At 69.8% G+C, this 16,954-nt stretch carries 14 protein-coding genes; 4 read left to right on the top strand and 10 right to left on the bottom strand.

What is annotated here, in order from left to right; genetic code table 11:
- Nucleotides 1–46: 46 nt before the first annotated feature.
- Nucleotides 47–514 carry a nuclear transport factor 2 family protein gene (locus COC42_RS11330; RefSeq protein WP_096343447.1) on the top strand — a complete coding sequence of 156 codons (468 nt, stop codon included), beginning with the start codon at nucleotides 47–49 and terminating at the stop codon, nucleotides 512–514.
- Here COC42_RS11330 and COC42_RS11325 read toward each other — a convergent pair.
- Nucleotides 511–1,836: a dihydroorotase gene (locus tag COC42_RS11325; RefSeq protein ID WP_096343446.1), complete on the bottom strand. Its 1,326-nt coding sequence runs from the start codon at nucleotides 1,834–1,836 to the stop codon at nucleotides 511–513. The two genes, COC42_RS11330 and COC42_RS11325, sit on opposite strands and share 4 nt — an antisense overlap.
- A 44-nt stretch (nucleotides 1,837–1,880) precedes the next feature.
- Here COC42_RS11325 and ygfZ point away from each other — a divergent pair, with 44 nt between their 5' ends.
- On the top strand, nucleotides 1,881–2,618 hold the full coding sequence (gene ygfZ / locus COC42_RS11320; RefSeq protein WP_096343445.1) for a CAF17-like 4Fe-4S cluster assembly/insertion protein YgfZ: 738 nt from the start codon (nucleotides 1,881–1,883) through the stop codon (nucleotides 2,616–2,618).
- Between the two features lie 4 nt (nucleotides 2,619–2,622).
- Here ygfZ and COC42_RS11315 read toward each other — a convergent pair whose 3' ends face one another.
- Nucleotides 2,623–3,630 (bottom strand): fumarylacetoacetate hydrolase family protein, encoded by a 1,008-nt coding sequence (locus COC42_RS11315; RefSeq protein WP_096343444.1) that lies wholly within the window; start codon nucleotides 3,628–3,630, stop codon nucleotides 2,623–2,625.
- 132 nt (nucleotides 3,631–3,762) lie between these two features.
- Here COC42_RS11315 and COC42_RS11310 point away from each other — a divergent pair, with 132 nt between their 5' ends.
- Together COC42_RS11310 and COC42_RS11305 are read left to right on the top strand one after the other, a co-directional pair.
- The gene (locus tag COC42_RS11310) at nucleotides 3,763–7,137 is read left to right on the top strand and encodes a PAS domain-containing protein (RefSeq protein WP_245844056.1); all 3,375 of its coding nucleotides are present in this window, start codon (nucleotides 3,763–3,765) and stop codon (nucleotides 7,135–7,137) included.
- A 204-nt stretch (nucleotides 7,138–7,341) separates the two neighbouring features.
- Entirely contained in the window at nucleotides 7,342–8,631 is a 1,290-nt protein-coding gene (locus COC42_RS11305; protein WP_096343443.1) for an adenylosuccinate synthase, read from the top strand.
- A gap of 173 nt (nucleotides 8,632–8,804) precedes the next feature.
- On the opposite strand, the gene COC42_RS11300 is transcribed toward COC42_RS11305, so the two are convergent.
- From COC42_RS11300 to COC42_RS11265, 8 genes are all read right to left on the bottom strand, one after another.
- On the bottom strand, nucleotides 8,805–9,095 hold the full coding sequence (locus tag COC42_RS11300; RefSeq protein ID WP_096343442.1) for a hypothetical protein: 291 nt from the start codon (nucleotides 9,093–9,095) through the stop codon (nucleotides 8,805–8,807).
- A 111-nt stretch (nucleotides 9,096–9,206) separates the two neighbouring features.
- A complete protein-coding gene (gene aroC, locus COC42_RS11295) occupies nucleotides 9,207–10,274 on the bottom strand; it encodes a chorismate synthase (protein ID WP_096343441.1) in 1,068 nt (355 codons plus the stop codon).
- Nucleotides 10,271–10,780, bottom strand: coding sequence for a GNAT family N-acetyltransferase (locus COC42_RS11290; RefSeq protein WP_096343440.1), 510 nt, complete (start codon nucleotides 10,778–10,780; stop codon nucleotides 10,271–10,273). Before COC42_RS11290 ends, aroC begins: the two co-directional genes overlap by 4 nt.
- 13 nt (nucleotides 10,781–10,793) lie before the next feature.
- Nucleotides 10,794–11,597, bottom strand: coding sequence for an enoyl-ACP reductase FabI (fabI, locus tag COC42_RS11285; protein ID WP_096343439.1), 804 nt, complete (start codon nucleotides 11,595–11,597; stop codon nucleotides 10,794–10,796).
- Nucleotides 11,594–12,544: a YihY/virulence factor BrkB family protein gene (locus tag COC42_RS11280; RefSeq protein WP_096343438.1), complete on the bottom strand. Its 951-nt coding sequence runs from the start codon at nucleotides 12,542–12,544 to the stop codon at nucleotides 11,594–11,596. The genes fabI and COC42_RS11280 overlap by 4 nt, the downstream gene beginning before the upstream one ends.
- Before the next feature lie 6 nt (nucleotides 12,545–12,550).
- Nucleotides 12,551–13,480 (bottom strand): DnaJ C-terminal domain-containing protein, encoded by a 930-nt coding sequence (locus COC42_RS11275; RefSeq protein WP_176484651.1) that lies wholly within the window; start codon nucleotides 13,478–13,480, stop codon nucleotides 12,551–12,553.
- 61 nt (nucleotides 13,481–13,541) lie between these two features.
- Nucleotides 13,542–14,420, bottom strand: a complete 879-nt coding sequence (locus COC42_RS11270; RefSeq protein WP_096344153.1) for a transglutaminase family protein — start codon at nucleotides 14,418–14,420, stop codon at nucleotides 13,542–13,544.
- Nucleotides 14,420–16,903 carry a circularly permuted type 2 ATP-grasp protein gene (locus COC42_RS11265; protein WP_096343437.1) on the bottom strand — a complete coding sequence of 828 codons (2,484 nt, stop codon included), beginning with the start codon at nucleotides 16,901–16,903 and terminating at the stop codon, nucleotides 14,420–14,422. Before COC42_RS11265 ends, COC42_RS11270 begins: the two co-directional genes overlap by 1 nt.
- Nucleotides 16,904–16,954 lie beyond the last annotated feature (51 nt).

Here is a 16,954-nt window from a genome sequence, read left to right as displayed (position 1 = left end):
TAGCATCAAGCTAACCGCCGCATAGGATGCGTGCGAGAATGCCGACATGATCCATGCGCTTCCCGCCCCCGCCCCCACCGCCATCGTCGCATCCGTTGCCGCCCAGACCGACGAAACGCGGAACGCCGCGATCGTTCGCGAAGCGTTTACGCGATGGCGGCAAGGCACGGGCACGGTGTTCGACCTGCTCTCGCCCAATGTTCGCTGGACGATCGAAGGCAGCAGGCCGTCGGCGGGCAGCTATGACCGGCAAGCGCTGGAGGCGCTGCTCGCGCCCTTCAATGCCGCGCTCGCCGCGCCGCTTGCTCCGACGCTGCAATCGGTGACGGCCACCGGCAATCAGGTCATCGTCCGTTTCACCGCCACCGCGCCGCTGAAGCGTGGCGGCACGTATCGCAACGCCTATGCATGGTTCCTCACGATGCGCGGCGGACGGATCGTCGCGGTGACGGCGTTCCTGGACCTTGCCGCCTTCGAGGCCGTTCGCGAAACGGGCGGGGCGTCCGCCCCTTAAATAAACTCCGTCCCTTCGAATTTCAGCGGCTCGCCCTGCGCCGTCCCCACCAGCGCATCCTCCCACATCGCCGTCCGGCCGCGGATGATCGTGCCGATCGGCTTGCCGGTCAGGTCCCAGCCCTCGAACGGCGACCAGCCGCAGCGCGACGCCAGCCAGTCGGCGCTCACCGTCCAACGGCGCTTCAGGTCGACGACGGTGAAATCAGCGTCGTAGCCGATCGCGATCCGCCCCTTCCTCACCAAGCCGAAGATACGCTGCGGCCCCGCGCTGGTCAGGTCGATCAGCCGCTGGAGCGTCAGCCGCCCCTCGGCGACATGGTTCAGCATCAAGGGCAGCAGCGTCTGCACGCCGGGCATCCCGCTGGGGCTGGCGGGATAGGCGCGCTCCTTCTCCGGAATCGTGTGCGGCGCGTGGTCGGAGCCGATCACGTCGGGCACCCCCTGCCCCATCCAGTGCCACAGCCCGTCGCGATGCGCGCCCGAGCGGATCGGCGGGTTCATCTGTGCGTAGGTGCCGATCTTGGCATAAGCTTCCTCGCCCGCCAGCGTCAGGTGTTGCGGCGTCACCTCGCACGTGGCGATGTCCTTGTGCTGCGCGAGCAGTTCGAGCTCGGCCGGGGTCGAGATGTGCAGGACGTGAATGCGCCGCTTGGCTTCCCGCGCCAGCCGCAGGATGCGGCGCGTCGCCAGCATCGCGCTCTCGTCGTCGCGCCAGACGGGGTGTGAGGACGGGTCACCGTTGATCCGGTATTCGGCAGCGCGCTCGTTCATCCGCGCCTCGTCCTCGGCATGAATCGCGACGCGGCGGGTGCCGGAGGCGAGGACGCGCGACAGCGCCTCGTCCTCCGCCACCAGCAGGTTGCCGGTCGAGGAGCCCATGAAGATCTTGACCCCCGCGGTGCCGGGCATCCGCTCCAGCGCGCGCAATTCCTCGGCATTCTGGCCGGTTGCCCCGACGTAGAAGGCGTGGTCGCACCACATGCGGTGATGCGCGCGCGCCAGCTTGTCGAGGATCGCGCCCTCATTGTCGGTATTGGGGTTGGTGTTCGGCATCTCGAACACCGCGGTCACGCCGCCCATCACCGCGGCGACGCTGCCGCTTTCGAGGTCCTCCTTGTGCTCGAGGCCGGGCTCGCGGAAATGGACCTGGCTGTCGATGACGCCGGGCAGCACGTCGAGGCCGGTGACGTCGATCGTCTCGCCCGCATCGCCCGACCCGCCGATCGCCGCGATCCGGCCGCCGGACACGAAAACGTCGACCTTGGCTGGCCCACCGGGCAGATGCACGGTGCCGCCGGTAAGCTTCAGGTCGTAGGTCATGGCCGCCTCTTTCGCTGTCGTCGCCGACCTCTTACGTCCGGACCATGAGCGATGCCACCCACCTTGCCGACCGAAGCCTGATCCGCCTGTCGGGGGAGGATGTGCGTGGCTTCCTCCAGGGCCTCGTCACCCATGACGTGCGCGAGCTCGGCGAGGCGCAGCCGCTCTGGACCGCAATCCTCAGCCCGCAGGGCAAGGCACTGTTCGACTTTCTCCTCTGGGCCGAGGGCGACGACATGCTTGTCGATTGCGAGGCGGCGCGGGCGGAGGCGCTGGCGAAGCGACTGACGCTCTATCGCCTGCGCCGAGCGATCACGATCGCGGCGGAGCCGGCGCGTTTCGTTCACTGGTCACCCGCGAGCTTCGACCAGCCCGCCGACCCGCGGCTGGCCGCGCTCGGGCATCGCTGGCTGGCGGATGAGGCGGGCGCGAATGCCAGCGATGCGTGGCGCGCGCACCGCCTGGCGCTCGGCGTGACCGAGGGGGTGAGCGAGCTCGGCGATGGCGAAACGCTGTGGCTCGAATGCAATGCGCGCGAGCTGAACGGGGTCAGTTTCGCCAAAGGCTGCTATGTCGGGCAGGAGAATACCGCGCGAATGCACCACCGCGCCAAGGTCAACCGCCGGCTGGTCGTCGCACCGCTCGGCGAGCCGGGGAAACGAACACGGATTGCCTATCCCGACCTCGGCCTGATGGTCGAGCATCGCCGCGTCGAGGACCTGGGCGACGCCCTGATCCCCGATTGGCTGGCGGCGGCGCTGCGCGAGGACAGTGCCGCCTGATCGGTCAGCCGGCCACTACCGACTGCTCGATCGCGCCGAAGATCGAATGGTGCTTGTCGTCCTCGGCCCAGATGCGCACCGTATCGCCGGCCTTCAGGAACGGAGTCTTCGCCGCGCCGTCCTTGATCGTCTCGACCGTGCGGATTTCGGCGATGCACGAATAGCCGACGCCGCCCTCTGCGATCGGCTTGCCCGGCCCGCCGTCGGCGTCGCGGTTCGAGACGGTGCCCGAGCCGATGATCGTCCCCGCCCCCAGTGCGCGCGTCTTCGCCGCATGGGCGATCAGCGTGCCGAAGTCGAAGGTCATGTCCTCCCCCGCCTCGGCCCGGCCGAAGGGCTGGCCGTTGAGATCGACGTTGACGCGCCGGTGGAGCTTGCCGTCCCGCCACCAGTCGCCGAGCGACGCGGGCGTCGCGAACACCGGCGAAAAGGCACTAGCCGGCTTCGACTGGAAAAAGCCGAACCCCTTGGCGAGTTCGCCGGGGATCAGCCCGCGCAGCGACACGTCGTTGGTCAGCCCGACCAGCCGCACCGCCGCCAGCGCCTCCTCGCGGCTCGCGCCCGCACCCACGTCGCCGGTCACGACCACCACCTCGGCCTCGAGGTCGCAGCCCCAGCTCTCGTCCTTGAGCGGGATCGGATCGCGCGGCCCCAGGAACCCGTCCGAGCCGCCCTGATACATCAAGGGATCGTGCCAGAAGCTCTCGGGCATCTCGGCACCGCGCGCCTGGCGCACCAGCGCGACATGGTTCACATATGCAGAGCCGTCGGCCCATTGATAGGCGCGCGGCAGCGGGGACGCCGCCTCGCGCTCGTGGAACCGCTCGCGCGGGATCACTTCGTGGTCGAGGTCGGTGGCGAGGTTCTCGAGATCGGGCGCGAGCCGGTCCCAGTCGTCGAGCGCCGCCTGCAGCGTGGGCGCGATGTGCCCCGCATCGGCATACCAGGCAAGGTCGCTCGACACGACGACCAGACGCCCGTCGCGCCCCGCTTTCAGGCTAGCCAGTTTCATCTATTTTCTCCGCATCCTCTGCCCCTTCCTTAGCCGCTTGCCGACGCATGTCGAGCGACGCGGACCTCCGCCCGACCTGGGTGATTGACAAGTCCCCGGCATCCCCGCCATCGCATGAGCATGCATTCAGGAATGCGCTTTCTGGACCATCCGGGCGAGATGGCGGCGCGCATCCGCGAGAAGGATTGGCGCGGCCATCCGCTCGGCACTCCCGACACATGGCCGCAGGCGCTGCGTTTCAGTCTCAACCTCTGTCTCGCTTCCTCCTTCCCGATGGCCATCTACTGGGGTCCGGACTTCTACCTCCTCTATAACGATGCCTGGTCGGCGATCCCCGCCGAGCGGCACCCCTGGGCGCTCGGGCGTCGGGGCGCGGAGGTCTGGGCCGACATCTGGGACGTGGTCGCGCCGCAGTTCGAGACGGCGATGCGCGAGGGCACGCCCTTCGCCAGCTTCGACCAGCTCTTGATGATGAACCGCGGCGGGGTGCCGACCGAAACCTACTGGAATTATTCGGGCACCCCGATCCGCGACGAGTTCGGCCGGATCGCCGGCATCCTCAACCAGGGCAACGAGACGACTCGCTTCGTCCTGGCCGAGCGCCGCAGCCGCGCCGAGATCGAGCGGCTGACCGAGCTGTTCCAGCAGTCGCCGGGCGCGGTCGCGCTGGTCGCCGGGCCGGAACACCGGTTCGAGATGGCGAACGACACCTATCTCGAGCTGATCGGCCGGCGCGACATCCTTGGCCGCACGGTGCGCGAGGCGGTGCCCGAGGTCGTCGAGCAGGGTTTCGCCGATCTGCTCGACAATGTCCGCGCGACGGGCAAGACCTATCGCGCCTGGGGGGCAAGGGTGATGCTGGCGCGCGGCGGCGCCGCGCCGCTCGAGGAACGGGTGATCGACTTCGTCTATCAGCCGATCCGCGACGGCGGCGGCGAGGTGACGCGCATCTTCATCGAGGCGACCGACGTCACCGAGCGCGCGGCGGCCGAACGGGCGCTGGAGGAAAGCCAGGCGCGCCTCGATCTCGCGCTGCAGGCGGCACAGGGCGTCGGCATCTGGGACTGGGACGTCGTCAACGACCGCGTCACGGCCGACAGCGGCTTCGCGCGCCTGTACGGCGCCGACACGGAAGAGGCCGCAGTCGGCGCACCGCTGAACGATTTCTTCGCCGCGATCCACCCCGACGACGCCGACCGGGTGCGCGCGGCGATCGATGCAACGCTGCTGCACGGCACCTCCTTCTCTGAGGAATATCGCCTCGTACAGCCCGATGGTTCGGTGCGCTGGGTGATGGCCGAAGGCCGCGCGCTTCGCGGCGAGGGCGGCGCGATGGTACGCTTCCCCGGCATCACCTTCGACATCACCCGCCGCAAGGCCGCCGAGGAAGCCGCGCGCGCGACGACCGAGGAACTGCGCCAGGCGACCGAGGCACAGGCGTTCATCTATTCGCTCGCCGAGCGGCAGCGCGGGCTCGACACTCCCGAGGCGATCATGCGGCTGACCGCAGCAGCGCTGGGGCGGCGCATGAAGCTCGATCGCGTCGGCTTCTACCGCGTGGCGCCCGACACCGGCACCGCGACCTTCGGACCGGGCTGGACCAGCGGCCGGCTGCCGCTGATGCGCGGGACGCTGAGCGCCGAGGAACTCGGCGAGTCGATGACCAGCCAATATCGTGCAGGGCGCACGCTGGTCAGTGGCGACTGCGCCGACGACAAGGGGCTGACGGGCAGCGCGGTCAGCCGCCTCGCGCCGGCCGCGATCGGCGTGCCGCTGCTGCGCCAGGGCCGCTGGCTCGCCACCTTCTACGTCAACCAGGCCGAGCCGCGCGACTGGTCGGCCGAGGACGTCGCCTTTGTCGAGGCGGTGGCCGAAATCTCCTGGGATGCGGTCGAGCGCGCCAACGCAGTCGCGGCGCTTCGGCACAGCGAGGCGCAGTTCCGCGCGATCACCGATTCGATCGACCACATGGTCTGGGCGGCCTCGCCCGACGGACTGGTCGATTACTACAACGCCCGCTGGTACGACTATACCGGCAGTGCGATCGGCAGCACCGATGGCGATGCGTGGGACCGGGTGCTGCATCCCGATGATCGGGACGCCGCGGTTGCCGCCTGGGCTGCGAGCATCGCGACCGGCGACGAATATCAGATCGAGTATCGCATCTGGCATGCACCGAGCGCGACCTATCGCTGGGCGCTGGGCCGCGGAACCGCGGTGCGCGACAGCGAAGGCCGGATCACCCGCTGGTTCGGCACCACCACCGACATCCAGACCGTGGTCGAGGCGCGCGAGGTGCTCGCCCGCTCGCGCGAGGATCTGGAGCGCGCGGTCGAGGAGCGGACGCGCCAGCTGATGGCGACCGAGGAACAATTGCGCCAGGCGCAGAAGATGGAGGCGGTGGGCCAGCTGACCGGCGGCATCGCGCACGACTTCAACAACATGCTCGCGGTCGTCATCGGCGCGCTCGACCTGATGGAACGGCGCGTAGCGCAGGGATCGACCGATATCGGCCGCTATCTGACCGCGGCGCGCGACGGGGCAACGCGCGCAGCGGGGCTGACGCAGCGGCTGCTCGCCTTCGCCCGCCAGACCCCGCTCGCTCCGCGGCCGATCGACATCGACGCCATGGTGACGGGGATGCTCGACCTGCTCGTCCGCACGATCGGCGACGATATCCGCGTCGAGACCAACCTAGCCGGCGACCTTCGCCCGGCGGTCGTCGATCCCAGCCAGCTCGAGAACGTCGTCCTCAACCTGGCCGTCAATGCCCGCGATGCCATGCCCGGCGGCGGCACGCTGTCGATCGCCACCAGCCAGCATGTCGTCGATGGCGAGGAGGCCGAACGCTTCGGCGTCGCGCCCGGCCATTTCCTGCGCCTGTGCGTCGCCGATACGGGCGCGGGCATGGCCCCAGATGTGGTGCGCCGCGCGTTCGAGCCCTTCTTCACCACCAAGGCGGTGGGCAAGGGCACCGGCCTCGGCCTCAGCCAGGTGTTCGGCTTCGTGCGCCAGTCGGGCGGCCATGTCCGCATCGAATCGACGCCGGGCGAGGGCACGGCGGTGCATCTCTACCTGCCCGCGGCCGACGCGGAGACGTCGACCCCCGGCGAACGCGCCCCGCCGAATACCCACCTGCCGCAGGCGCGCCCCGGCGAGCGCGTGCTGGTGGTCGAGGACGAGGAGCGCGTACGCAGCTTCTCGGTCGAGGCGCTGCGCGACCTCGGCTATGCCGTCGATGCCGCGGCGAGCGGGCCGGAGGCGCTGGCGGCGATCGGCGCTGGCCTCAAGCCCGACCTGCTCTTCACCGACATGGTGATGCCCGACATGACCGGTCGCGAGCTGGCCGATGCGGTCGAAGCGCGCGTGCCGGGCCTGCGCGTGCTCTTTACCAGCGGCTATACGCGCGAACAGGGCAACGCCGCCACCGGCGGGCCGGCGCTGTTGCCAAAGCCGTTCAACCTGCGCCAGCTCGCCGAACGGGTGCGCGGGGCGCTGGACGGGTAGGGACAACTCCCGCCCCGGCAAGGGCCGGGGCCGAGTCGGAGGACGTTGCGGCGGCGCCATCGAGCGCGCACGCTCCGGGACCCCGGCCTTCTGCGGCGTATGCGGGACGATGGAGCTTCGCCGCTCCACGCATCCGCGGGTGGACGAAGCCGCCCCCTCGCGATAGGGCGGCGCCTTCTCTTCAAAAGCATCGGGATCGGCGACTTGGCGAACGTGGCGGTGATCGGCGCCCAATGGGGCGACGAGGGCAAGGGCAAGATCGTCGACTGGCTGGCCGAGCGCGCCGACATCGTCGTCCGCTTCCAGGGCGGTCACAATGCCGGCCATACGCTGGTCGTCGGCGACAAGACCTACAAGCTGTCCCTCCTCCCGTCGGGCATCGTTCGCGGCACGCCGAGCGTCATCGGCAATGGCGTCGTCCTCGACCCCTGGGCCTTGAAGGCCGAGGTCGAGCGGCTGCGCGAGCAGGGCGTCGTCGCCACCCCCGACACGCTGATGATCGCCGACACCTGCGCGCTGATCCTCCCCTTCCACCGCGATCTAGACGGCCTTCGCGAGGATGCGAGCGGTGCCGGCAAGATCGGCACCACTCGCCGCGGCATCGGTCCGGCCTATGAGGACAAGGTCGGTCGCCGCGCGATCCGCGTCTGCGACCTGGCGCACCTCGATGACCTGGGGCCGCAGCTAGACCGCCTGACCGCGCATCACGATGCGCTGCGCGCCGGCTTTGGCGAGCCGCCGATCGACCGCGAGGCGCTGGTCGCCGAGTTGCGCGAGATTGCCGGCTTCGTCCTCCCGTTCGCCGCGCCCGTCTGGCGGACGCTCAATGAGGCGCGCGCCGCCGGCAAGCGCATCCTGTTCGAGGGCGCGCAGGGCGTGCTGCTCGACATCGACCATGGTACCTATCCGTTCGTCACCTCCTCGAACACGATCGCCGGCACCGCGGCGGGCGGGTCGGGCGTCGGGCCGGGCGCGGTCGGCTTCGTCCTCGGCATCGCCAAGGCCTATACGACGCGCGTCGGCTCGGGCCCCTTCCCCACCGAGCTTGCCGACGAGACGGGCGAGCGCCTCGGCGTGCGCGGGCATGAGTTCGGGACAGTGACGGGCCGCAAGCGGCGCTGCGGCTGGTTCGACGCAGTGCTGGTGCGCCAGTCGGCGGCGGTCAGCGGCATCACGGGCATCGCGCTGACCAAGCTCGACGTGCTCGACGGTTTCGAGGAGATCCGTATCTGCACCGGCTATCGGCTGGGCGACGAGACGCTCGACCACTACCCTGCCCACGCCGCCGAGCAGGCGCGCGTCGTGCCGATTTACGAGACGATGGAAGGCTGGTCGCAGACGACCGCGGGCGCGCGCAGCTGGGCCGAATTGCCCGCCCAGGCGATCAAGTACATTCGCCGCGTCGAGGAACTGATCCGCTGCCCGGTCACGCTCGTCTCGACCAGTCCCGAGCGCGAGGATACGATTCTGGTGCGGGATCCGTTCGCGGACTGAGACCGCAACGATGTCGCCCCGACGACGGTCGGGGCTGCTACCGTTAGGCGCTGGTGCCGGCGTCAAGCGAGCCTCCCACCCTCGCTAGAATGAGGGTTGGTCGAAGCGCCCGGACACAAGAAACCCCGCGCCGGATGGCGCGGGGCTCTCGCCGTAGTGAACCGAGGGGCGGGTCAGCCCTGCGGCGGGGTCGTGCCGGCCGGCGGAGTCGTACCGGTGCCCATCGTGCCCGCCGGCGGCGTGCCAGCATCGGGGGCCGGCGTCGTTTCCGGCGCCGTGGGATCGGTGGGCTCGGTCGTCGTCGAGTCGCCCGGCTGGGTCTCGTCAGTGGGCGGCGCGGTTGGCGTGGGCTGGCCCGGCATGGGTTGCGTCTGCGGCGTCTGGGTCTGCGGCATCGTCGTCTGCGCGAGCGCGGCGGTCGAGCCGCACAGGATCAGAAGGCCGGCAAGAGCGTGCGTTTTCATGGCGTTACCTCTCTATCATGTTGTCGAGGAGAGAACCGCCGATGCGGCAGAAAGAGCCTCGGCTGAACGCCGCCGTCACTCCACCTGCCCGATTTTCGCCTTATTGGCCGCTCAGCCGCACTGCGCGCGGTGCAACAGCTTCTGGTCGGCGAGCACGAGCGCCAGCATCGCCTCGACCACCGGCACGCCGCGGATGCCGACACAAGGGTCGTGGCGCCCCTTGGTCATGATCTCTGCCGCCGCGCCGTCGCGGTCGATCGTCTCCACCGGCTTCAGGATCGAACTGGTCGGCTTGAACGCGCAGCGCAGGCGGATCGGCTGCCCCGTCGAGATGCCGCCCGCGATCCCGCCGGCATGATTGGCAAGGAAAGTGGGTCCACCGTCACCCGGCCGCATCGGATCGGCATTCTGCTCGCCGGTCAGTCGCGCCGCCGCGAATCCGTCGCCGATCTCGACGCCCTTGACCGCATTGATCGACATGATCGCCGCCGCCAACTCGCTGTCGAGCTTTGCATAAAGCGGCGCTCCCCAGCCTGGCGGTACGCCCGTCGCCTCTGCCGCCACGATTGCGCCCAGCGACGAGCCAGCCTTGCGTGCCTCGTCGACCAACCGCCCCCAACGCACCGCCGCCTCGGCATCGGGGCAGAAAAAGGGATTGCGGCCGATCTCCGCGGCGTCGAACCGGGCAGGGTCGATGGCGTCGCCGCCGACTGCCTCGACCCAGGCGGTGATCGTCACTTCGGGGATGACCTTGCGCGCCACTGCCCCCGCCGCCACCCGGCTCGCAGTCTCGCGTGCGGACGAGCGCCCACCGCCGCGATAATCGCGAAACCCGTACTTCGCGTCATAGGCATAGTCGGCATGGCCGGGGCGATAGGCCTTGGCGACGTCCGAATAGTCTTTCGAGCGCTGATCGACATTCTCGATCATCAGGCTGATCGGCGTGCCCGTCGTCCGCCCCTCGAACACGCCGGACAGGATGCGCACTTCGTCCGGCTCGCGCCGCTGGGTGGTGAAGCGGCTGGTGCCCGGGCGCCGCGCGTCGAGGAAGGGCTGGATATCGGCCTCGCCGAGCGCCAGTCCCGGCGGGCAGCCGTCGACGACCGCGCCGATCGCCGGCCCGTGGCTCTCCCCCCAGGTGGAGAAACGGAACACGCGGCCAAAGGTGTTGAAGCTCATGCGTCCTCCGACAGCGCGGCAAAGGCCGGCGCATGGGCGGCGATGCCGCGCACCCCGCACGGCATCCCTGCGGTCTGGAGCGGCAGCGCCATCAGATGCTCGCCCGCATAGGGGCTGTCGAACCCCTGCGCCAGATCGGCGGCATAGCCGAAGCGGCCATAATAAGCGGGATCGCCGAGCACGAAGCTCAGCACCCAGCCGGCCTTTGCCAGCGCGTCATGCCCCGCGGCGACCAGCGCCTCGCCCACCCCCTGGCGCCGCCACGGCCCGGCCACCGCGAGCGGCGCGAGCGCGACGGCGGGCACTTCGCCGCCATTCACCTCGACCGCCATCCGGCTGAACACCGCCGCCCCGACCAGATCGGGATCGCGCGCGACCATCGTCAGCACCATGTCGCCATCGATGCACAGACGCCGCACCAGTTCGGCCTCGCTCGCGCCGAAGCTCTGGCGCAGGAACCCGTCGAGCGCGGGCACGTCCTCGGGCCGGGCGGGGCGGATGTCCATTCGCGCCGGACCGTCAGCTCAGCGCGATGTCGGGCGCGTCCTCGGCCTTCATGCCGATGACGTTGTAACCAGCGTCGACATGGTGGATCTCACCCGTCACGCCGGACGACAGATCGGAGAGGAGATAGAGGCCAGCGCCGCCGACATCCTCGATCGTCACGTTGCGGCGGAGCGGGGCGTTCAGCTCGTTCCACTTGAGGATATAGCGGAAGTCGCCGATCCCACTTGCCGCCAGCGTCCGGATCGGCCCGGCGGAGATCGCGTTGACGCGGATATTCTCGGGCCCCAGGTCGGTCGCCAGATACTTGACCGAGGTGTCGAGCGCCGACTTGGCGACGCCCATCACGTTGTAGTGCGGCACGACCTTTTCCGAACCGTAATAGGTCAGCGTTAGCAACGAGCCGCCATTTGGCATCATCGCCCGCGCGCGCTGTGCCACTGCGGTGAACGAATAGACGCTGATGTTCATCGTCATCAGGAAATTGTCGAGGCTGGTGTCGTAATAGCGGCCGCGCAGCTCGTTCTTGTCCGAAAAGCCGATTGCGTGAACGACGAAGTCGATCGTCTCCCACCGCGCCTTGAGCGCCGCGAACCCCGCGTCGAGCGAGGCCATGTCCGACACATCGCAGTCGAAGATGAAGTCCGAGCCCAGCTGCTCGGCCAGCGGCTTGACGCGCTTGCCCAGCGCCTCCCCCTGATAGCTGAAGGCGAGCTCGGCACCGTGGTCGGCAAGCTGCTTGGCAATGCCCCAGGCGAGCGATCGGTCGTTGGCCAGCCCCATGATGAGCCCGCGCTTGCCCTGCATCAATCCGGTCACGACGCCTGTTCCTCCTTGTCGACGTCGGCGGGCTCTAGACCGTTTTCGGGCACTTCCGCCAGTGCGGCATTCAATTCGGCCCCGACGACAAGACCGAGGCCGATGACAAAGAAGAAAATGAGCGCGATCATCACGCCCGCGAGGCTGCCATAGGTGAGGTCATAGTTGCCGAGGCTGGCAAGGATCGCGGGCAGCAGCGCGGTCGTCGCCATCCACCAGATCGTGACCACCGCCGCGCCCGGCCATTTCGGGCATTTGGAAAAGCGCCAGCGCGACGGCGTCAGCGAATAGAAGAGCATGTAGAGCGCGCCGAACAGCGCGAGCGCCGGGGCGATCCGGGTCAACGACACGATCTGCGCAAGGTCGCCGGCGAACGGCAGCAGCCGGACGATGAATGCCTCGACGCCGGTCAGCACCACCTGAAAGCTGAAGGCGATGAGGACGAGGATGACCGAGGCGATGATGAGGCCGATCGACCCCAGCCGATATTCCCAGAAGGGCCGCGACATGGTCACGCCATATGCCTGGCGCAGCACGCCGCGCACCGTTTCGATGAAGCTCGCCGTCGTCCACAGCCCGACGATGACGCCGAACCATACGAGGTTGCCCGCGCGTGCGGCGAGCACGTCGGTGATCGGCTGCTGCAACACCTCGGCCACATCGGGCGGCACCGTCTGGAGGAATCCCTCGAGCGCGCGCAGGCCGTCACCCGTGCGGCCGAAGATGCGGGCGATCGATGCGGCGACGATGAAGAAGGGAAAGAGCGTGAGGATCGAGAGATAGGCTAGATTGCCGGCGTTGGTGAAGCCGCTGCTATAGGTGCCGACCGCGACGCGCTTCATCACCTCGATCGCGCGCTCGCCGATGCCGAGGCTGGCGAGGCGGCGACGCACGACGCCCTGGCGTGCGCGCCCCTCGGGCGTCAGGTCGTGCGGATCGGCCGGCATCGCCGGTCAGACGCCGAGCCGCCCGCGAGGGTTCCCCTTGCGTCCGCCGTCCCAGCGCTCGACGAACTCGACCAGCGCGTCGTCGGGGGTCGGCAGGTCGACCATCAGGGTGACATAGAGGTCGCCGCGCCCGCCGCCGCCCTTCTTGTGAAAGCCGCGCCCGCGCACGCGCAGCGTCTTGCCCGAGGAAGAGCCCTTGGGCACCTTCAGCATCACCGCGCCGTCGGGGGTGGGCACCCGCACCTCCGCCCCCAGCACCGCCTCGGCCAGGCTGACGGGGAGGTCGAGGCGGACATCGTCGCCGTCGCGGGTGTAGAAGGCGTGCGGCTGCACCTCGATCGTCACGATCGCGTCGCCACTGCCGCCGGGGCCGGGCTGGCCCTTGCCGGCGAGGCGCATCTGCGTGCCGCTTTCGACCCCGGCGGGCAGCTTGACCTCGATCGTCGAACCGTCGGGCAAAGTCAGCCGCTGCGGTGCGAGCGTCACCGCATCGACGAAGGGCACTGCCACGCGATAGGCGACATTCGCGCCCTTGGGCGCCGACCGCCGGCCGAAGCCGCTTGCGAAGCCGCCGCCCTTCGCCGCGCCGCCGCCGAACAGCCCCTCGAAGATGTCGCTGAAATCGCCGCCATCGCTGCCGAAATCGGGGCGGAAACCGCCCGGCTGCCCGCCCGCGCCCGGCCCGCCGCGGCCGAAACCGAAGGGCGCAGTGGGATTGCCGTCGCCGTCGATCTCGCCCCGGTCGAAGCGCGCGCGCTTGTCCTTGTCGCTCAGGAGGTCATAGGCATTGGTGACCTGGCCGAAGCGCTCGGCGGCCTTCGGATTGTCGCGGTTGCGGTCGGGGTGCAGCTCTTTGGCGAGCTTGCGATACGCCTTCTTGATCTCGTCCTCGCTTGCACCGCGCGCGACGCCCAGGATTGCGTAAGGATCGGCCACTTGTTTCCCCGTTGAAGTACTTTGCACCTAGATGGGCCGCGATGCCCTCAATGGCAATTCGTCAGTCCTGCGGCGCCACATCGACTGAGACATGCATGTCCTGCGCGCCGGAGCCGAGGACGATGCCGTCGATCGGCGCGATGTCGCCATAGTCGCGGCCGATCGCGACGATGACGTGATCCTCCGCCATCCAGATGCCATTGGTTGGATCGACGCCGACCCAGCCGCGCGCCTCGCCCGCCCAAACCAGCACCCAGGCATGGGTCGCGTCGGCACCCACCAGCCGCGGCTCGCCCGGCGGCGGCAGGGTGCGCAGATAGCCCGAGGCATAGGCGGCGGGGATACCCGCGGCGCGCAGCCCGCAGAGCATGATCTGTGCGAAGTCCTGACACACGCCGCCTTTCTTGGCGAACGCCTCCGCCGGGGGCGTGTCGACCAGGGTGGCGGTGGGATCGAAATCAAACTCGCGCTGGATGCGCCGCGCGAGCTCGATCGCCGCATCGAGCACGCCGCGCTCGGACGACAGGTCGGGCGCGCACCAGGCGCCGATGTCCTCGTTCACCGGAATGCGCGGGCTCGCGTACAAATAGGCGGCGGGCGATAGCGGCGACAGGTCACGGCTCGCCCGTGCGAGCGCGCCGACCGCGGCGATCGTCGGATCGTCCGCCGCAGGGATCGGGATCGGCCGCTCGACGGTCATGTGCGCGACGCTCTCGATCGTCAGCTCGCGCGTTGGCCGGTCGAGGACAAGGCGAGTGACGTGCGCCAGCCCCGCCTGTGCCCGCGCCGGCGCGGTGCGGCCGCCCGGCGTGACGTTTAGGGTATAGTCCTCGACCCGCTGCCCCGGCCAGTCGATCGGCTGGAGCCTGAGATTGCAGCGCGCGAAATCGACCGTCTCGGCATAGTCGAAGCGCGTCACGTGGCGGATGGCGTAGCGCATCATGCCAGCGTCAGCCCGGCAGCGCGCAGCGGCTCGGCCCCCTGCAGGAAGTAACGCCGCGCCACCGCCTCAGCGAGGGTCATCAGCCGCGCCTCGATCGCGAGCAGCGCCTCGGCCCCCAATGTCCCCGCATCGGCGGTGGCGACCATCGCCGACAATTCGGCCGCCACGCGTTGCTGCGGTTCGGCGAGACCGTCGTCCTTCAGGACGGGAAGCGCCGCCAGATGCTCGGCGATGCGCGCGACCTGAAAGGCGAGCGCGCGCGGGTTGCCGGGGTCGAGCGCGACGAGATCGAGGACGGCGATCCGCGCGATGCCCGTCAGATAGCGCTGCCGATAGCTGATCTGGCTGTCGGCAAGGTCGAGCAGGACCGAGAGGTCGTCGGCGCTCGACGCTTCGATCCCGAAGGACAGGATCGCGCGCACGGTCTTGAGCGCGCGCTCGATCCGCCGCCCCAGATCGTGGAAGCGCCAGCCGTCGGTGCGGCCCATATGTTCCGCCGATAGCCCCGCGAGCGCGGCATAGCGGCGCTGGAGCGAGCCTGCCCGGTCGAGCACGCCGCCGCGCGTCGGGTGCGGCGCGTCGAGTAGCCGGATCATGTCGGCCGACAACCGATCGCGGCTGACCGCGCCAAGGCCACGCGCCTGGCGATTGATCGCGCGGACCGAATACCAGCCATTCTCGACGCTCTCCATCGCGGTGCGCGCCATGCCGACCAGCTCGGCGCGGCGGTGCCCCGCGAGCGGCGGCGCAGCCCCCACCTGCACCAGCGCGTCGGCGATCCGCGCGACCGTCGCCCGGTCGAGCGCGGCCCCCGCATCGGCGCTGATCGAATGGCCGAGCAGCACGCGAATCAGACCGAGCAGCGCCTCGCCGCGCTCCAGATAGCGGCCGAGCCAGAAGAGATTGTCGGCAGCGCGGCTCGGCAGCGTGCCGGGATTGCGGCGAAGGTGGAGCGAATCGACCGCGGGGAGCAGCGAGACGGGCTCGACGGCCACGGGGCCGTGGACGATGACGTCGGCGGACCATTCACCCTCGCCGATCGCGGTGATGCGGGGGTCGGCATGCTCGCCGATCCGCGCGAAACCGCCGGGCAGCACCCGCCATGCCCCTGCCCCGTCGCGCGCGGCGAAGACGCGAAGGGTGAAGGGCCGCGGCACCAGCGCGCCCTCGACCACGACGGGCAGGGTGGAGAGGTGAACCACCTCCTGCCCCACATAATCCTGCGGTCGCGCCTCCAGATCGGCGAGGAGTGCGGCGCGCTGCGCATTGGAAAGCTCGGCGCCGACCACCGGCTGGCCATCGGGCAGCGCGCGGGTGGGCGCGCCAAAGGCGGGCGCGACGATCATGCTGGGCAGCTCGTCCACCACCTGCGCGGCTTCGGCGGGCTGGCCGCACCACCAGGTGGCGATGTTCGGCAGGTGCAGTCCCTCGCCCGTCAACCGCGCCGACAAGGCAGGTAGAAAGGCGGAGAAGGCCGGCGCCTCGACCACCGCCGCGCCCGGCGCATTGGCGACGACGACATTGCCCGCCGCCATTGCGTCGATCAGGCCGGGGATACCGATCGTCGAGGTCGAATCGAAGGCAAGCGGATCGAGCAGCGTCGGGTCGGTCCGCCGCCACAGCCCGTCCACGCGCTTCAGTCCGGCGATCGTACGGACGTAGAGCCGATCCTCGATGACCGCGAGGTCGGCGCCCTCGACCAGCAGGAAGCCGAGATAGCGCGCGAGATGCGCCTGCTCGGCATAGCTCTGGTTGAGGCGGCCGGGCGTCAGCAGGCCGAGGCGCGGCTCGGCACGCTCGCAGGCGGCGCACAGCCCCTCGCGCAGGCTGGCGAAGAAAGGGGCATGCCGCTCCACATTCAGCCGCGCCTGCAACCCGCCGAGCGTCCGCGCAATGGCCAGCCGGTTCTCGAGCGCATAGCCGGCGCCGACCGGCCCGCGCACATGATCGGCGATCACCCGCCACTCGCCCGTCGGGCCGCGGCAAAGGTCAACGGCGACGATGTTGAGGTGATGGCCGCCGGGGGGGACGAGCCCCTGCATCGGGCGAAGGAAATAGGGGCTGCCCGTCACCACCGCGGCGGGCAGCAGCCCCTGCGCCACCAGCCGGCCGGGGCCGTAGAGATCGGCGACGATCGTCTCGAGCAGGTCGGCTCGCTGGATCACGCCGCGGCGGATGCCCGCCCATTCGGCGCTTTCCAGCATCAGCGGGATGGGAGAGAGCGGCCAGGGGCGCTCGTCGCTGTCGCCCGCCACGCGAAAGCCGGTGCCGATATCGTCGGCCTGCCGCTGCGCCCGCTCGCGCGCGTCGGTCAGCGACTCGCCCGCGCTTGCCGCCAGCTCCTCGAACATGACGCGCCAGCCATGGGGGTCGGCAGCGTCGACCATGGCGTCGCCGCGCGTGCGCTCGGCGCCGTAATCGGCGATCCAGCGGTCGGCGATGACCCCCGCGTCGAACAAGCTGGCCGTGCGCGTCGCCATCTCAAGCCCCCGTCACCGTCCCCCCATTCCCCAAAGCGGGGCGCCGCGCAA

Source organism: Sphingomonas spermidinifaciens (assembly GCF_002351485.1).
GTDB lineage: Bacteria > Pseudomonadota > Alphaproteobacteria > Sphingomonadales > Sphingomonadaceae > Sphingomonas > Sphingomonas spermidinifaciens.
The sequence above is the reverse complement of the archived record's forward strand: the minus strand, read 5'-3'. Positions and strand labels throughout refer to the sequence as shown.